Source organism: Marinobacter sp. MIT930201 (assembly GCF_047122665.1).
GTDB classification, from domain to species: Bacteria; Pseudomonadota; Gammaproteobacteria; order Pseudomonadales; family Oleiphilaceae; genus Marinobacter; species Marinobacter salarius.
The window spans coordinates 1,797,390-1,814,393 of sequence record NZ_CP138916.1 but is presented as its reverse complement, the minus strand read 5'-3'; the positions used below and the strand labels follow the sequence as shown (position 1 = coordinate 1,814,393).

The 17,004-nt window shown below is 59.2% G+C and carries 9 protein-coding genes; 4 read left to right on the top strand and 5 right to left on the bottom strand.

Features of this window, described 5'->3' with window-relative positions; all coding sequences use genetic code 11:
- The first annotated feature begins 129 nt into the window (after nt 1-129).
- Entirely contained in the window at nt 130-2,367 is a 2,238-nt protein-coding gene (locus SIC19_RS08430) for a GGDEF domain-containing protein (RefSeq protein WP_228712285.1), read from the top strand.
- Nucleotides 2,368-2,382: 15 nt separating this feature from the next.
- Here SIC19_RS08430 and SIC19_RS08425 read toward each other — a convergent pair whose 3' ends face one another.
- The 5 genes from SIC19_RS08425 to dctP form a co-directional block, all read right to left on the bottom strand.
- On the bottom strand, nt 2,383-3,795 hold the full coding sequence (locus SIC19_RS08425) for an alanine/glycine:cation symporter family protein (RefSeq protein WP_075195428.1): 1,413 nt from the start codon (nt 3,793-3,795) through the stop codon (nt 2,383-2,385).
- A 23-nt stretch (nt 3,796-3,818) separates the two neighbouring features.
- Entirely contained in the window at nt 3,819-4,259 is a 441-nt protein-coding gene (locus SIC19_RS08420) for a universal stress protein (RefSeq protein ID WP_041333611.1), read from the bottom strand.
- 33 nt (nt 4,260-4,292) lie between these two features.
- Entirely contained in the window at nt 4,293-5,576 is a 1,284-nt protein-coding gene (locus SIC19_RS08415; RefSeq protein WP_075195427.1) for a TRAP transporter large permease, read from the bottom strand.
- 33 nt (nt 5,577-5,609) lie between these two features.
- The gene (locus SIC19_RS08410; RefSeq protein ID WP_036202413.1) at nt 5,610-6,203 is read right to left on the bottom strand and encodes a TRAP transporter small permease; all 594 of its coding nucleotides are present in this window, start codon (nt 6,201-6,203) and stop codon (nt 5,610-5,612) included.
- Between the two features lie 109 nt (nt 6,204-6,312).
- Complete coding sequence (gene dctP, locus SIC19_RS08405; RefSeq protein ID WP_075195426.1) at nt 6,313-7,341, bottom strand: TRAP transporter substrate-binding protein DctP; 1,029 nt, start codon at nt 7,339-7,341, stop codon at nt 6,313-6,315.
- Nucleotides 7,342-7,523: 182 nt separating this feature from the next.
- Here dctP and recC point away from each other — a divergent pair, with 182 nt between their 5' ends.
- Genes recC through recD form a run of 3 tightly spaced genes read left to right on the top strand, consistent with a single transcriptional unit; the run spans nt 7,524 to nt 16,995 of the window.
- Nucleotides 7,524-11,123, top strand: a complete 3,600-nt coding sequence (recC, locus tag SIC19_RS08400; protein WP_127402313.1) for an exodeoxyribonuclease V subunit gamma — start codon at nt 7,524-7,526, stop codon at nt 11,121-11,123.
- The gene (gene recB / locus SIC19_RS08395; RefSeq protein ID WP_127402312.1) at nt 11,120-14,827 is read left to right on the top strand and encodes an exodeoxyribonuclease V subunit beta; all 3,708 of its coding nucleotides are present in this window, start codon (nt 11,120-11,122) and stop codon (nt 14,825-14,827) included. The genes recC and recB overlap by 4 nt, the downstream gene beginning before the upstream one ends.
- The gene (gene recD / locus SIC19_RS08390; protein WP_127402311.1) at nt 14,824-16,995 is read left to right on the top strand and encodes an exodeoxyribonuclease V subunit alpha; all 2,172 of its coding nucleotides are present in this window, start codon (nt 14,824-14,826) and stop codon (nt 16,993-16,995) included. Before recB ends, recD begins: the two co-directional genes overlap by 4 nt.
- The last annotated feature ends 9 nt before the right edge of the window (nt 16,996-17,004 follow it).

The window sequence follows — 17,004 nt, the reverse complement described above, 5'->3', positions numbered from 1 at the left end:
TACTTGTGTTTATTGCGCGCCTGAGCGAGTTTAACTCCATAGATGTTGTATAATTGCACTACTGTACTATTTGGCGACAGGCAAGCCCACTGTATGCAGATGTTGTACTCCCTAAACGCCGTAAGGCTGATGCTCCTGATCGCTTTGAGCTTTTTGGTGCCTTCGGCGGCGTATGCGGCAGTGGACCTGGACGAGGGATGGGAATATCGGTGGGGCGATTCTCCATTGACCGAGGAGGGGGTGCCGGAGTGGACTCTGGGCCAGGCCCCCTGGCAATGGAACGCTATCAGCTTTCCATCCAACCCGCCTGGTCGCAACGGACAAGAACATGTGTGGTATCGCATCACCCTTCCGGAGGGCGAGTGGCAGGAGCCGGTTCTGTATATCTACAGTGTCGATCTGATTGTCCAGGTCTGGCTCGACGGCGAGAACATCTACCAGTACGGCAGGTTTGATGATCAGGGCCGGGGGCGTTTTGAAGGTTGGCCCTGGCACGCGATTCCGCTGCCTGAAGAGTTTGCGGGTACGCCGATCTACTTTCGCATTTTCTCTGATTACACCGACATTGGTCTGTGGGGTGAAGTCTCCATTATGGAGCAGCCGGCCCTGACCCTGTTTATCGTGAAAAACTCCCTCGAAGCCCTGGTCATTTCCGGCTTTTCAGCCCTGATTGCCCTGCTAGCGATGATCTTTGCCCTGTTGCAAACGGAAAAGAAGAGTTTCGGCAGCATTGCCCTGTTCTCTTTGTCGTCCGCTGTTCTGCTTCTGTCCGACAGCCAGGCCAGTCAGTTGATCTGGAACCTGCCGATGATGTGGGACTATCTGGCCGCTGGTTCCTACTACATGCTGCCGGTGGCCATGGCATTGTTGCTGGAGCAGTGGTTCAGTGATCGCCGGCCCTGGTTGATTAATCTGGTCTGGAAGATTCACCTTGTCTACGCGGTGGTGGCGATAGGGCTGGCATTAATGGGTGTGGTTGACCTGTCATCAACGTACCCGCCGTTTGATGCGCTGCTGTTAGCGTCCCTAGCAACCGTCACGGTCGTTGTCGTAAAGCGGTTCAGACAACTGAAGATTGAACAGCAGATCATCCTCGCCGCTTATGGCGTGTTCTGCAGCCTGTTGGTGGTGGATATGGCCGTTGCCCACGGCGTCCTGCCCTGGGGGCGGGTACCGGTCAGTTGGGGAACGCTGGTCTTCTCGCTGGCCGTAGTGATGATTTCCCTCTGGCATTATGCACGAACCCAACAGGCGCTCCATCGGTTGAACCTGTCGCTGGAGCAGCAGGTAACAGAGCGAACCCAGAAGGCGGAATCGTTGGCTCGCCGTGAGCAGGCCAGGGTGAGGCTGCTCACGTTCGAGAATGAAAAAACCCGTGTTCTGAACGACATCAACGGGGAGCTGCAGGATTGCATCAGCCTCAACCAGACGTTCCATATCCTGGCGCGACGACTTCCTGACCTGTGCAGCCCTCTGCGGGGAAGGCTATATCAGCGTGTGGAAAACGGCAGCGCCTATGAACTGTTGACTCGCTGGGGGTATGCCGGGGAACCGGAATCACCATTGCGCATCGAAACTCCTGAGGGCCCGCCGCCCCATAGCCAGATACCGGCCCGCCATGTTCAGGACCTGGATCAGTCCTGGTCCGGGTGGCAGAAGGGCGAGGATGAGTCATTGTGCCTGTGGATTAACTTGCAATCGGCAACCGAGGGGGCGGTGACAATGGCGCTGTTGTTTGTGGAAGTGCCGGACGAGTTTGCGGCTGACGGCACGGATTACGGCGTGGCCCGCTTGTTCCAGACGTTAAGTCAGGGGGTGCAGAAAATCGGTATCGCGCTCTCAAGCATCAGCTTGCGGGAGGAACTGCAGAAATACTCGTATGAGGATGCGCTCACCGGCCTGAAGAATCGCCGTTATTTTGATCAGCTTCTGGAGCACGAGTCGGCGGTGGCCTTGCGTGGTGACCAGCCGCTGTCACTGCTGATGGTGGATATCGATCATTTCAAACGCTTTAACGACACTCATGGCCACGAAGCCGGCGATTCCGCTCTGAAAGCCGTGGCCGGTGTGTTGGCGCGGCATTTCCGCGACAGCGATGTGGTCTGTCGTTTTGGAGGCGAGGAGTTTGTCATCATCATGGCCGGCTCCACCGCAAAAGCCGCTTACGATAAGGCGCGAGAACTGGCCCATGCCGTCCGTGCCATGCCGGTGGAACATGGTGGCTTTGAGTTGGGCCACGTAACCATATCGGTGGGGGTGTCCAGCTGGCCCGAGTGCAGCGACTCCCCAGACAGCTTGCTGGGACTTGCCGACCGGGCCCTTTACCGCGCCAAGGAGGCGGGCAGGGACCGGGTAGAAATTTCATAGGCGCCGGAACGGGTACTAATGCCAGATGTTGCCGTCGATCTTTTCGTGCAGCTCAGGGTAGTCTTTTGATTTGAAGTGGGGTACCTCGCCCTGTTTGCGCTGGGCAAGATAGTCTTTTGTCAGCTTCACCACCGTACCTGAAAGCATGACAATGGCAATCAGGTTGATGGTTGCCATCAGACCCATGGATGCGTCAGCGGCGTTGAAAACAGTCACCACCGCCTCGTAACTGCCCCATACAACCATCCCCAGGACGGCAGAGCGAAGCAGTGTAATGGCGATGGTACTGTCACCGCCAAGGTGAATCAGGGCATTCTCTGCGTAGGTGTAGTTGGCGACAATGGACGTGAATGCAAAGAACAGGATGGCAATGGCGATGAAATAGGCGCCAGACTCGCCAATGTGGCTTTGCATGGCATCCTGGGTAAGCTGGGTTCCGGTAATGCCGGAGCCCGGTTCCATGACGCCGGAGAGCAAAATCATCACTGCTGTTGCGGTGCAGATAATGATGGTGTCGACAAACACGCCAAACGCCTGCACCAATCCCTGGGATGACGGGTGGTGGGGCGCTGGTGTGGCCGTTGCCGCAATGTTGGGCGCCGAGCCCATGCCGGCCTCGTTGGAGAACAGCCCGCGCTTGATACCATTGAGCATGGCGGCGGTAATGGAACCCGCTGCGCCGCCGGCGGCTTCTTCCAGCCCGAAGGCGCTCTTTACGATGGTCATCAGCACGCCCGGCACTTCAGTGATGTTAATGGCCATAATCACCAGAGCAATAAGCACATAGAGACCCGCCATCAGCGGCACTACCAGTTCTGCGAACCGGACGATGGAGCGCAGGCCACCAAAGATGACAATGCCCGCGAGAACAGCGATCACAATGCCAACCCAAATCTTGGGCACTCCAAAGGCACCCTGCATGGCATCGGCAATGGAATTTGCCTGAACAGCGTTGAAGACCAGTCCGAAGGACAGGATCAGGCAGACGGCAAAAATACTGCCCGCCCACGGCGCCTTCAGGCCCTTGGTTATGTAGACCGCAGGCCCACCCCGATACTGGCCTTTGCCATCACGTACCTTGTAGAGCTGTGCCAGCGTGCTCTCCGCGTAGCCGGTTGCCATGCCGACCAGGGCGACCATCCACATCCAGAAGATGGCGCCAGCACCGCCAAGATACAGGGCCACCGCGACACCGGCGAGGTTGCCGGTGCCCACGCGAGAGGCAAGGCTGGTGCATAGGGCCTGGAACGGCGATATACCGTGGACATCGCTGTCACGGGAGCCACGAATGGCGCGGATCATTTCCCCAAAATTGAGGAATTGCAGAAAACCCAGACGGATGGTGAAAAAGACACCAACGCCCAGCAGGCCGTAGACCAGAACGTAGCCCCACAGAATGGAGTTCAGCGAATCTACGATAGTGGTCATAGTTCTTCCTTAAACAGTTGTCGTTAAACTACCAGCACTGGACATTTCGCCTTGGAAGCGACGCGGTGGGACACGCTGCCAAGCAGCATACCCTCTTTATCGCTGTGAGTGCCCCGGGTACCGACCACAATCAGGTCTACTTCCTTGTCCTTGGCAAACTTGACGATCACGCTGGAAGGACGGCCGGCTTTAACAAAGCCCCGAACCTTTACCGCCCCCTTTTCCTTGGCCTTTTCCTTGGCATGGTTGACGATCTCCTTGGCGTATTCCGATAGCACCTTGTCAGGGATATCCATGCTATCCGGCCGGCCAATCGACAGAGATGCCTCAAACAGGCTGTGATGCTTGTAAACACAGATCAGATAGATCTCGGTGTCCATGAGTTTTTGTAGCTCAATGGCCTTGTCCATGGCCTTGAAGGATGACTTGGAACCGTCAACGGCCACCAGAATTTTCTTGAACATTTCACTCTCCCTGAAGTCCGGTCTCTATATCCCTCAGCGGAACGCAACGTCACGAAGGAACAGCGCAATTTGCGGGAAGGCGATGATCAGCCCGGCCGCTGCCACCAGCATAAAGACGAACGGTGGCGTACCACGGATTACTTCCCAGTATGGGCGCTTGAATATGGCGATGGCGGTGAATATGTCACAACCAAAGGGTGGCGTTGCAGAGCCTATGGCGACCTGCAGTGTAATCAGAACCCCGACGAGCACTGGGTCCAGACCGGTGGCTTCGATCGCCGGTGCAAAGATCGGCGTCAGCACCAGTATCACCACGATCGGGTCAACAAACATGCAGGCAACAAAGAAGGCGATACAGATCGCAATCAGGACACCTACCGGGCCGGCTTCATTGACGCCAACTGCTTCCAGTATTGTTTGTGGAATCTGTGCAAACGAGATAATCCAGGAAAAGCCGTTGCCCACGGCAACCAGTATGAAAACCACAGCGGTAATCAGGCCGGTGGACTTGGCAATCCGATAGATATCCGGCAATTTCAGCGAGCGGAACACCACGAATTCGAGTAAGAAGGCGTACAGCACGCACACAGCGGCGGCCTCCGTAGGGCTGAAAATACCGCCGTAGATACCACCAACAATGATGACCGGGAAGAAAAGAGGCCATAGTGCTTCGCGGACGGCGACCCCCCGTTCTCTCCAGCCGGCCCTTTCCTCGGTGGGGACCTTGTTAATGTATGCATAGATCAGGCAGTAGATTGAAAACATCATCAGAATCATGACGCCCGGGCCGATGCCTGCAATGAACAGTTCGGCAATGGAGGTTCCGGAAATAACCCCGTAGATAATGAAGCCGATACTGGGGGGGATCAAAAAGGCAATGTCACTGGAATTGATGATCAGCGCCAGGGAGAACGAGTCGGAATAGCCCGCTTTAAGCAGTTTGGGACGCAAGGGAGAACCAACAGCCACAACCGTCGCCTGGGTGGAGCCGGATACCGCACCAAAGAGGGTACACGAGGTGGCTGTACTGATCGCCAGCCCGCCTTTGATGTGCCCGATAAAGGCCATCACCATATGGATAAGGCGGTCGGCGGACTGCCCGCGAGTCATGATATCAGCCGCCAGAATGAACATGGGCACAGCAATCAAAGAGGCTGGACGGATACCTCCCATCATTTGCTGGACGAACGTGCCCATCTGGCCGAAGCCATCAAACATCATTACAAAACCGACCACCGCACCGGTAATCAGCGGAACCATCATCGGGAAGCCCAGGAGCAGCAGCCCGATCATGATTACCATCATTATAGTCGCCATGAGTTTCTATCCTTTGTTAAAGCAGCTGCAGGTTCAGACTTCCGACTCACTATCAGAGTAGCCGTCGATCACACCAGTGGAGAGATAAACATCCTTGCTGGTGAGATTCTTGATCGCTGTGAGGAAATACTGAATGCCGGTAATCGCAAAGCCCACTGGCGCCCAAACGTAAATCCACCAGATCTCAAAGCCCAACGCAGGGAGAATTCGCCCACGGCTGTAAAGGGTCTCGACGTATCCATAGGAGTGGTAGCAGAGGAAGAACATTACCAAAGAGGTAAACAGGGCGATGAAAATCATCAGTACTTTGCGCCCTTTTGGCGGGATCGCATCATAAACCGCAGACATGCGGATATGGCGGCCATGGCGGGCCGCGTAGCCGATGCCGGCAAACGTAATCAGGATAATAAGAATCCGGTTAATCTCGCCGGAGAAAAACAGGCCTTCTCCAAAGACAAAGCGTGCAATAACGTTGATGCATGTGTTGACGGCCATAAGGATGACGCCAACCGCGAGCATCACGGCCTCAGTTTTAGCAATAACTTCATCAATGGTTCCCAGAAACCCGGGCAGGCCGGACTCGTAGGTGCCGGTATCGTCTTCTAGATCCGGGGAGTTCTCGGACATGGGGGGTTGCTCCAGAACATATCGCTCCCAGCCGGCAGGAGGTCCCCGGCGGGGCGGGGTTAAAACAGATTCCCGCCGGGCAGGGCCGGCGGGAATGGTTCCTTCAGGATCAGTTGCTCTGAACTTCCTTGAGGTCTTCCTTGAACTGGTTCAGCAGTTCTTTACCGCTTTCGCCAGTCATCTCGATGAACTTCTCTTCAACCTGCGGCGCGCGGGCCTTGAAGGCTTCGATCTGTTCGTCGTTCAGGCGAGTGACGGTGACTTCGTCGCTGGCTTTCTGGATCTTCTCAAGGGCTTCTTCAGCGAGACCATCGATGTGAACGATGATTTTCTCGAACGCGTAATCCGCAGCGTCCTCAACAAGCTTCTTGTCTTCGTCGGACAGGCCGTCGTAGAAGTTCTTGTTGGCCATCATGGCAGTGGTGAACCAGCCGTGACTGGTGAAGACCAGGTTCGGGGAAACTTCATAAAGACCGCCGGATTCGATCCAGAAAATCGGGTTCTCCTGACCCTGGATCATGTTGGTCTGCAGGGCACCGTAAACTTCACCCCAGGGCAGCGGCGTGGGGGTTGCACCAAACGCTGAATAGGTTTCCGACAGCAGCGGGTTGGTCATGACACGGATCTTCTTGTTGTTGAAGTCTTCCGGTTTGCTGACGGGCTCGTCCACCGTTACAACCATTTCGCCTTCCGGGTACATCTGCAGAAGCTCCAGACCATTCTGGGCATACAGCTCCGGGAAGTCCTCGTTGATCGCCTCACTTTCACGGAAGAACTTGATCACCGTGTCCATGTCGGTCGGCATCAGGTAAGGAATGAAGAAAATTTGCGCTTCCGGAATCAGCGAGCCGGTGAAGCCGGGAGACTGGTTGACGAAGTTAAGGATGCCAGCCTGGGTCTGCTCCATGATGTCGTCGGATTCGCCGAGCTCACCAAAACGATAAATCTGCAAGGTGTGGTCGGAGTTGTCTTCGATGTATTCCTTGAAGTCGTAAGCGAATACGTCCTGGACATCACCTTCATATTCTTCGTGCGCATAGCGCCAGTTGGCAGCATTCACCGAATTCGCCGCTGTCATTGCGGCAAAGGCAAACGCAGAAAATCCGGCCAGTTTCTTGAACTTGCTCATGGTGCTCATCGCGTTGTCTCCGCTTATTTTTTTGCTGAAATGATCTGTTACATTTATTTAGACTGGCAAAACAATCCCGATTTCGCAAGAAATTGGCGAATTTACCTGGGGCCGAAAGCGACGCGTTCCGGTCGCCCATGCAAGTTGTGGTAGGCTTTTGTTTCTTACCGGAAACAACACACAGGGCAGGTATGCCAGTAACGCCATCCATCGAGCCCGGCTTTCACGCCATCCACGCGAATCATCTGGAAGACCTGCGCCGGGCTGTGGTCTGGATCAGCCGGCAAAGCCCCCTGCCACCGCTGGAAAGTGAAACCTTTCTTGTGCAGAGCAATGGTATTGCCCAATGGCTCAAGCTGGCACTGGCTGAAGACCCGTCCGAGGAGGGTGCTGATGTCGGGGTCGGCGGCCTGGGGATTGCGGCCGGCATGGATTTTCTGTTTCCCGCCCGCTTTATCTGGCAGGCCTACCGTGCGGTACTGACCTCGGAGGGCGTACCGGAACAGTCCCCGTTTGATAAGTCCCGACTGGTCTGGCGCCTGTTCCGACTACTGCCGGAGTTGATCGCGGACGACGACGTGTTTGCGCCGTTGCGACGATTCATGGCCGGAACGGATACTGAAACCCGACGCTACCAGCTCGCCGGCAAGATTGCGGACCTGTTCGACCAGTATCAGGTTTTCCGCGCCGATTGGCTGGCGGATTGGGAAGCCGGCCATGACCGGCTGCGGATGGCGCGCGGCGAATACCGTGAGCTGGGCGATGAGCTGCGCTGGCAGGCGGTACTGTGGCGCAGGCTGGTGGCCGATGTGGGCGAACTCGCGGGTACCAGCCGTTCACGCATTCACACCCGGTTCATGGCGCAAGGGCAGGCACTGACAGCCGCAGACCGGCCTCCAAACCTGCCCCGTCGTATTGTGGTCTTCGGTGTGTCATCCCTGCCGAAGCAGGCGCTGGAAGCCCTGTCCGTTCTCAGCCGGGTCAGCCAGGTGGTGCTCTGTGTCCATAATCCCAGCGAATTTTACTGGGCCGACATCATCAGCGACCGTGACCTGCTGACGGCGGACCGCAAGCGCGGCAAGACCCACCCGGAACTGGCGGCACTGACCGACCCTGATGCCCTCCACCAGCACGCCAACCCCCTGCTGGCGGCCTGGGGCAAACAGGGGCGGGACTACATTCGCCTGCTGGACGAGTTCGACAACCCCGAGGCGTACCAGGGCCGCGTGGCAACTCCGGAGGGCCGGATCGATATTTTCACGCCCCACGGAGATCCGGATAAGCCTGCGCTGTTGCACCAGATCCAGAACGACATTCGTTCGCTCACTTCCCAGGCAGAGATGCTGGGGCAGGCACGGACCCTCGATCCGTTCCAGGACGATTCCGTGGTGTTTCACAATGCCCACAGCCCGCAACGGGAAGTGGAGATTCTTCACGACCAGTTGCTGGCGGCATTCAACAGCAACCCGCAGCTTCGGCCCCGCGACGTGATCGTCATGGTGCCAGACGTCGACACCTACGCACCTCACATCCAGGCGGTGTTTGGCCGTTACCCGTCGTCGTCCCGGCGCTACATCCCGTTCACCATTTCCGACCAGGGCCAGCGGCATCGTCAGCCGGTGCTGATTGCACTGGACACGTTGATGGCGCTGCCCGAAAGCCGTTTTGGCGTCAGCGAGATCATCAGCCTGCTGGAAGTGCCGGCCGTACGCAGCCGGTTCGGTATCGCCGAGGGCGACCTTCCATTGGTACGCCAATGGGTGGACGGCGCCAACATCCGCTGGGGCCTGCACAGCGAACATCGCAGCAGTCTCGACTTGCCTGAGGGACTGGAACGCAACACCTGGCAGGCGGGGCTGCGGCGGATGCTGTTGGGCTATGGCGCTGGCCGCGACGATCCCTGGCAGGGCATCGAACCGTTCGAGGAAATTGGCGGCCTGCAGGCGGGTGTGGCGGGCAATCTCTACCGCTTTGTGGATCGGCTGGAAGAGCTCTGGCACGAACTCAGGTCCACTGCAACGCCTGCCGGCTGGCTCGATCGGCTGCAGTCCATCCTCGAACGCTTCTTCGCTGAACTGTCTGACGACGATCTGCTGCTGGTGAACCGGCTACGCCGACAGGCAGAGCAGTGGCTCCAGGACTGCAACAGTGCCGGCATGGAAGACGTGGAACTGCCTCTGAGCATCGTGCGGGAAATTCTGCTGGAAGGGTTGGAAGAAGGCGGCCTCAATCAGCGCTTCCTGGCCGGCAAGGTCAATTTTGCAACCCTGATGCCCATGCGCGCCATCCCCTTTCGGCGGGTGTGCCTGTTGGGCATGAACGACGGTGACTACCCGCGCTCGCGACCGCCGGTGGATTTTGACCTGATGGCCGTGGATTACCGGCCGGGCGACCGTTCCCGCCGGGAGGACGACCGCTACCTGTTTCTGGAGGCATTGCTCTCCGCGCGGGAGCAGCTTTACATCAGTTGGGTAGGGCGCAGCATCCGTGATGACTCGGAACGGCCACCCTCCGTACTGGTCAGCCAGCTCTGTGACCATCTTGATGCGGTGTGGCAGGTGGAGGAGTCGGACCGAAAAGCCTCTCCGGCCCTGACGATCAAACACCCGCTGCAGCCGTTCAGCCGTGAGTATTTTCCCGCCGGAAATCGCGGAGCCGGGCACAATGGCTCGCCCGACGTGAACGCAGTGCTGGCAACGCGGCGCCTGTTCACCTATGACAGTGAATGGCTCAGTGCGCACCAGCAACGGGAAACCGATGTGGTGGGCGTCGAACTGCCTTTCCTGCCTCCGGCGGAGCCACTGACGATTGCTGATATTGGCGCTTTCCTCAAGCGACCAGTGGACACCTTTTACCAGCGCCGGCTGCAGGTCCGGTTTACCGATGTGGAGAGTCTGGACACCGACAACGAGGCATTCGCCATGGACGGCTTGCACCACTGGCGCCTGGAGGACGAATTGATCCGTCATGCGGTGATGAAATCGGGCACCGAGGACGAACTGCATCAGCGGCTGGAGGCTGCCCTGGCGAGTATGGCCCGGCGAGGTGAGTTGGGCATGGGAGTGACCGAAACCGCCCTGACCCGGCAGTTGGAAAGCCGCATGCCAGACCTGTACCGGCGTTATCAGGAGGCCGTGGCGCTCTGGCCTGAGCCGGTGGAAGATATCTCAGGCTTTGAGTACCGCCATGAGCATGGCGACGCGGCGGTCACTGTTAACGACAGGCTGGGCAACCTGCGTACCCGCCCGGGCGGTGACCTCTGCCGGGTGGTGATCGCCAGTAGCAATTTGCTGGAAGGGGCCGGAAGCGCTCGCCAGCTAAAGTTCCCGGCCCTCTTGGAACACTGGGTGGCACACCTGGCAGGTAATATTCGTTACGACGCTTTCCACACCCTGGTGATCGCCAAAGAGGAAAAGCGTGTCGTCAACCTGTTGCCTCTGGACACCGACCAGGCCAGGGAATACCTGGCCGGCATCCTGGGCTACTGGATTCAGGGTCAGACGCGGCCGCTGCCGATAGAGTCGGGTGCGGCCTTCGGCTATTTGCGGGGCCTTTATCCCGCCAGGGGCGAGGGCAGTGAAGACAAAGCACTGCTGAAGGCGACGGACGCCTACGGCAAGGCTCTGGAGCGCGACAGTGGTTACCTGCGCCGGGCCTATCCGGAGGTAGAACAACTGCTGGCGGATGACGAATTTCCGCTGTTGGTGTCGGCACTGTATGAGCCACTCTGGCACGCCGAACAGGCCGGTCGGGCCAAGCCTGGCGGTGCGGGAAAGGAGTCGACAAAATGACGGAAGAGATCCGCAAGCTCGATCCCCTAACACTGTCGTTGCGTGGCAGCCAGCTGATCGAGGCCAGTGCCGGCACCGGCAAGACCTTTACCCTGGCGCTGCTGTACGTGCGCCTGGTACTGGGCCATCGCACCGTGGAAGAACCCCTCGGTGAGGGCATCATGCCGCCCAACCTGTTGGTGGTGACCTTTACTGAGGCCGCCACCAAGGAACTCCGGGACCGGATTCGCGCCCGCCTGACCGAAGCCGCGGCGTTATTCGCGGCTGAACCGGACACTGTCGACACCGCGGCGATGTCAAAAGACCCACTGGTGAATCTGCGCAATGCCTGCCCAGCGACCGACTGGCCAGCCTGCCGCCGCAAACTGCTGTTGGCCGCGGAATGGATGGACGAGGCTGCCGTGTCCACCATCCACGGCTGGTGCAATCGCATGCTCAGCGAACATGCCTTCGACAGCGGCAGCCTGTTCCGTCAGACCCTGGAGACCAGTCAGACGGACCTGCTGGATGACGTTGTGAGGGATTACTGGCGTACCTTTATCTACCCCATGCCACCGGAGTTGATGGGGGAGGTGCTGGACACCTGGAAAACCCCGGAAAGCCTGCGCCAGTCAGTGCGCAACCTGTTGCCACACGTTGATGCCCTGCCAGTGCCGGAACGTGACCCACTGGCCGCTGCGGAGGAAGCGAAACGCCTGCGGGAGGTGGAACTGCAGGCTCTGAAAGCCCCCTGGCCGGCCTGGTGCGACGAACTGGAAGAGCTGTTGGCGGAAACCACGAAGCGAAAGCCGAAACCGCTGCATGGCACCACCAAAAACTCCCTTCAAAAAGCCGTGGAACACCTTCGAGAATGGGCCACAACCGATGCGGCTGAACCGCATGAGTTCTTGTCGAGCAAGCGCACCAAGGGTTTCGATACCCTGGAGGCGGACGCGTTTGCCGAAAAATGGACCGGCGAGGATGAGCCTCCGCATCATCCTGCCATGGACGCCATCACCGAACTCAAACCGGCATTGAAAACCATGCCGGTGGCGAAAGCGGACATTCTCAACCATGCCGCCTGCTGGATCGCCCGTCGCCTGGACAGCGAAAAACAGCGCCTGGCCAGTATGGGCTTTGACGACCTGCTCACGCGACTGGATGCCGCGTTGGGCGGCCCCCAGGGCGAACGCCTGGCAGGCACTATTCGTCGGCAGTTTCCGGTGGCGATGATCGATGAATTCCAGGATACCGACCCGGTGCAGTACCGGATTTTTGACCGTATATACCGGGTGGCCAGCAACGACCAGGACACCAGCCTGTTGATGATTGGCGACCCCAAACAAGCGATTTACGGTTTCCGTGGCGCTGATATCTACACCTATCTGGATGCCCGTCGGGCGGTCAGCAGCCGAACCTACACGCTGGGGACCAACTACCGCTCAGCTGTCGCCATGGTAGACGGCGTCAACCGGGTATTCGCCCAGGCCGACCAGTCCCTGCCCGAAGGGGCCTTCCTGTTTCGAGCCGGGGACGACAACCCGTTGCCCTTCAGCCCCGTGGAGGCCAAAGGTACCGGCCAGCAATGGCTTGTTAACGGGCAGCCGCGACCACCACTGACGTTCTGGACCCTGACCGATGAGCGCCCTATCGCCAAGGAAACCGGCAGGGAGGCCATGGCCGAGGCCTGTGCGGCGGAGATTGCCCGCCTGTTGAATCTGGGGCAGAGCGGCGAGGCGGGCTTTGGGGCCGAGGGCACGCCGTTTGAGCCCGTGCGACCGGAGCACATTGCTGTGCTGGTCAACAAACGTGACGAGGCGAATGCCGTCCGGCGATCATTGGGCGCCCGGGGCGTTCGCAGTGTGTACCTCTCAGACCGTAATTCCGTGCTGCAGTCGGTCCAGTCGGTGGAGATGTTGCAGTGGCTGCAGGCCTGCGCCGAACCGGGCCAGCTTCCGCTGATTCGCGCGGCACTCGCCACGCCCACCATGGGCCTGGCTTATCAGGAGCTGGACCGTCTGTTCAGTGACGAAAATGCGCTGGACCGCGAGATCAACCGCTTTCAGGGCTACCGTGAACTCTGGCAGCAACAGGGCGTACTGCCGATGCTGCGGCGCCTGCTGATGGACTATGACGTGCCGGCGAAGCTGCTGTCCGGGCCTGACGGCGAACGCGGCCTGACCGACATTCTGCATATTGCCGAACTGCTTCAGCAGGACAGCCAGCAGCTGGACGGCGAACATGCGCTCATTCACCACTACACCGAGATGTTGCAGGATTCCGACGATGAGGACGAACACCGCACCATGCGCCTGGAAAGTGATGCCGGGCTGGTCAAGGTGGTTACTGTCCACAAGTCCAAAGGCCTGGAGTACCCGTTGGTGTTCCTGCCGTTTGCCACCGAATTCCGCGAGGAAAAGCCGAACCAGTCGTTTATCAAGTACCACGACGACGAGGGCCGGCTGCAGATTTCCCTGGAGCCGGATGAAGACACCCTGGCAAGGGCCGACCGCGAACGACTGGGTGAGGATATTCGCAAACTCTACGTTGCCCTGACCCGATCCCGTCACGCCACCTGGGTTGGCGCCAGCGGCATCAAAGGCTGGCGGCAGAGTGGTCTGGGGCACCTGATTGGCCGCTCTGCCAGCGATGAAGACACGGACCTGATGCCCTTCCTGCAGTCCGTGGCCACCGGCGAGCCCGCAATCGATGTGGCGCCCATGCCTGAGCCAGGAGACGACGTTTACGCGGGCGACGAGGAGCCGGAGCTTGGCAACGCCCTGGAGCCAGTGCGGGAAGCCCGGGAAAACTGGTGGATCGCAAGCTATTCCGCGATCACCTATGGCGCCCGCGGTGGCTACGGGAACGACTTCGCACCGGCCAGTGAGGATGCGGAGCAGGAGAACCTGCGTGACGAGGACGAGCCCGTTGTGGCCGATACCCTGGCCGCAATGATTCCCGACTGGCAAGGGCCGCAACCGGTCAACCAGCATGCTTTCCCGAAAGGCTCCGGCCCCGGCACCTTCCTGCATGATATTCTGGAGTGGTGCGCTGGAGAGGGGTTCCATAAGGTGGCTGATGCGCCGGAGGATCTCCACGAGCTGCTGGAGCGACGCTGCCAGTTACGCAACTGGAGTGATTGGACTGACACCCTGAAAACCTGGATCTACACCCTGATCACCATGGACATCCCGCTTCCGGGCAGCAGCAGGACATGCTCCCTGGCGGGCCTTGAAACCTTTCGGCCGGAACTGGAGTTCTGGTTTGAAAGCCATGAGGTGAACACCCTCGCCATGGACAGACTGGTCCGCCGGCATACGCTGGGTGGTGATCCGCGTCCCGAGGCTCAGCAAGCCACCTTCAATGGCATGCTGAAAGGGTTTATCGACCTGGTGTTTGAACACGAAGGCCGCTACTACGTGCTGGACTACAAGTCGAACTTCCTGGGGGAGGACGATCAGGCCTATATCCCTGACGTGATGAAAGACAAAATCCTTGAGAAACGGTATGACCTGCAGTACGTCATCTACCTGCTGGCGTTGCACCGCCTGTTGAAAGCGCGCCTGCCGGACTACGATTACGACAGCCACATGGGAGGTGCCGTCTACCTGTTCCTGCGTGGCTGCGATGCACCGGGCGCCGGCGCTTTTACCGAACGACCGGACAGGGCCCTGATTGAGGAACTGGACCGGCTGTTCAGCGGCCAGGGGGAGAAAGCAGCATGACCGGAGAAAGCGGAACCATTGCGGACCTGTTCGACGCCGTTGAGCCCGAACCGGCACCACGGTTGCCCCAAACCGCTGCCGACGCTCTGGCCCTGCTGGATGAGTGGGTGGAGCGCGACTGGATTCGTGCCCTCGATCATGCCTTCGCGACGTTTGTTTGCACGATGGTCCGTGAACAGGGAGAGCAGCCGGTGGCCATGCTTGCGCTGCTGTCAGCGATGGTGTCACACCAGGTGGGGCGGGGGCACGTTTGCCTGGATGTGCGTCATCTCTGTCGTGCCACGGAACCCACGCTGGTGCTGCCGCCGGAAGGCGTCGGTTCTCTACCTGAAAACAGCCCTAGGCCGTCGGATCTGTTTGCCAGTGTCGACGCTGACCAACTGATTGGGATGCTGGGGCAAAGCTGCGCTGTAAGCAACGGCGAGCAGGCAGCACCGCTGGTATTGGATGGCTCGCGGCTGTACCTGCGTCGATTCTGGCGCTATGAGCAGGCTATTGCCGCCGGTATTCGGACACGTCTCGACAACCGTGTGGCGTTGACGGATACCGCGCCGTTGAAAACGGCACTGGATACCCTGTTCGGCACGGAAAACGATTCCGATGGCCCGCCGGATTATCAAAAAGTGGCCTGTGCCCTGGCAGCACGGAACCGCTTCAGTGTCATTACCGGCGGTCCCGGCACCGGTAAAACCACCACGGTAGTCAACCTGCTGGCGGCTTTGCAGTCGATGGCCTGTGAATCGGCTGAGACCGCCGGTGCCAACCCTTACCTGCGCATCCGCCTGTCGGCGCCAACAGGAAAAGCGGCCGCAAGGCTCAGTGAGTCCATCGGGGGTGCCGTTGACCGTCTGCCGCTGGAAAGCCTGCCGGGTGCACCGGATAAATCCGCCATTCCAACTCAGGTCACTACATTACACCGGCTGTTGGGCAGTCGCCCGGGTTCACGGAGTTTTCGTCACAACGAGGACAATCCGTTGCCATTGGATATCCTGGTGATTGATGAAGCGTCCATGGTGGATGTGGACCTGATGGCGTCGGTCTTTGCCGCCCTGCCCGACAAGGCCAGGCTGATTATGCTGGGGGACAAGGATCAACTGGCGTCGGTGGACGCTGGTGCGGTGTTGGGGGAGCTCTGCCAGCGCGCCGAAGGCGCACACTACCTGCCGCAAACGGCGCAATGGCTGCAAGCGGTGACCGGATGTCAATTGCCATCAGAGCTGCTGGACTCCGAAGGCCTGGCCCTGGACCAGGCGGTTGCCATGCTGCGAAAGAGCTATAGGTTTGACGAACACAGCGGTATCGGCGTGCTGGCATCGGCCACCAATGCGGGCCAGCTCGGCCGGGAATTGATCGGCCAATGCCGCAACCAGGGCTTTGAGGATGTGGCCTGGCTGACTGGAGAGAACGACATGGGGTGGTTGGCAAATCACGCCCTGACGGGCAGCCCGGAACGCTTCCACAACCAGGGCATGCAGCGCGTGGTTGGCACTGCGCCGGTTGATCCTCCGGTTGGCTACGGCCACTATCTAAAGCTGATTCGTGACCGCAAACCTGTCATCGACGTCGAGGCGGATGGGCGTGAATCATGGGACGCCTGGGCAACCGAGGTGCTCGCGGCGTTCAATCGCTTCAAGGTGCTTTGCGCGTTGCGTCAGGGGCCGTTTGGAGTAGAAGGGCTGAACCATGACATTGCCGGGCGTTTACATAGTGCCGGTTTGATCGAGCGCACCGACGGCTGGTACGCCGGTCGTCCGGTACTGATCACCGGAAACGACTATAATCTGGGCCTGATGAATGGCGATATCGGTATCACCCTCAGCGTGCCCTGGGATCGTAACGACGCGGGTGAGCCGGTTGAGACCCTGAGGGTCGCCTTTCCGTCCAGTGACGGTAGCGGAGGTGTCCGATGGATATCGCCCAGCCGTTTGCAATCGATGGAAACGGTCTACGCCATGACCGTGCACAAGTCCCAGGGCTCGGAATTTACCCACGCCTGCCTGGTGATTCCGGACCGCCTGACCCCGGTGTTGACCCGGGAGCTGGTATACACCGGCATCACCCGGGCACGCCACTGGCTCAGCCTGGCGGTATGCCAGGACGGTGTGCTGAAAGAGGCAGTGGGGCGTAGCGTGATCAGGGCGTCAGGGCTGGCTGGGTTGTTGGCTTGAAGCGTCTAT

Excerpts from the sequence above, each read along its gene's own strand:
- SIC19_RS08430 (WP_228712285.1), top strand. The coding sequence starts at position 130 with ATGCTCCTGATCGCTTTGAGCTTTTTGGTGCCTTCGGCGGCGTATGCG.
- SIC19_RS08425 (WP_075195428.1), bottom strand. The coding sequence starts at position 3,795 with ATGACCACTATCGTAGATTCGCTGAACTCCATTCTGTGGGGCTACGTT.
- SIC19_RS08420 (WP_041333611.1), bottom strand. The coding sequence starts at position 4,259 with ATGTTCAAGAAAATTCTGGTGGCCGTTGACGGTTCCAAGTCATCCTTC.
- SIC19_RS08415 (WP_075195427.1), bottom strand. The coding sequence starts at position 5,576 with ATGGCGACTATAATGATGGTAATCATGATCGGGCTGCTGCTCCTGGGC.
- SIC19_RS08410 (WP_036202413.1), bottom strand. The coding sequence starts at position 6,203 with ATGTCCGAGAACTCCCCGGATCTAGAAGACGATACCGGCACCTACGAG.
- dctP (WP_075195426.1), bottom strand. The coding sequence starts at position 7,341 with ATGAGCACCATGAGCAAGTTCAAGAAACTGGCCGGATTTTCTGCGTTT.
- recC (WP_127402313.1), top strand. The coding sequence starts at position 7,524 with ATGCCAGTAACGCCATCCATCGAGCCCGGCTTTCACGCCATCCACGCG.
- recB (WP_127402312.1), top strand. The coding sequence starts at position 11,120 with ATGACGGAAGAGATCCGCAAGCTCGATCCCCTAACACTGTCGTTGCGT.
- recD (WP_127402311.1), top strand. The coding sequence starts at position 14,824 with ATGACCGGAGAAAGCGGAACCATTGCGGACCTGTTCGACGCCGTTGAG.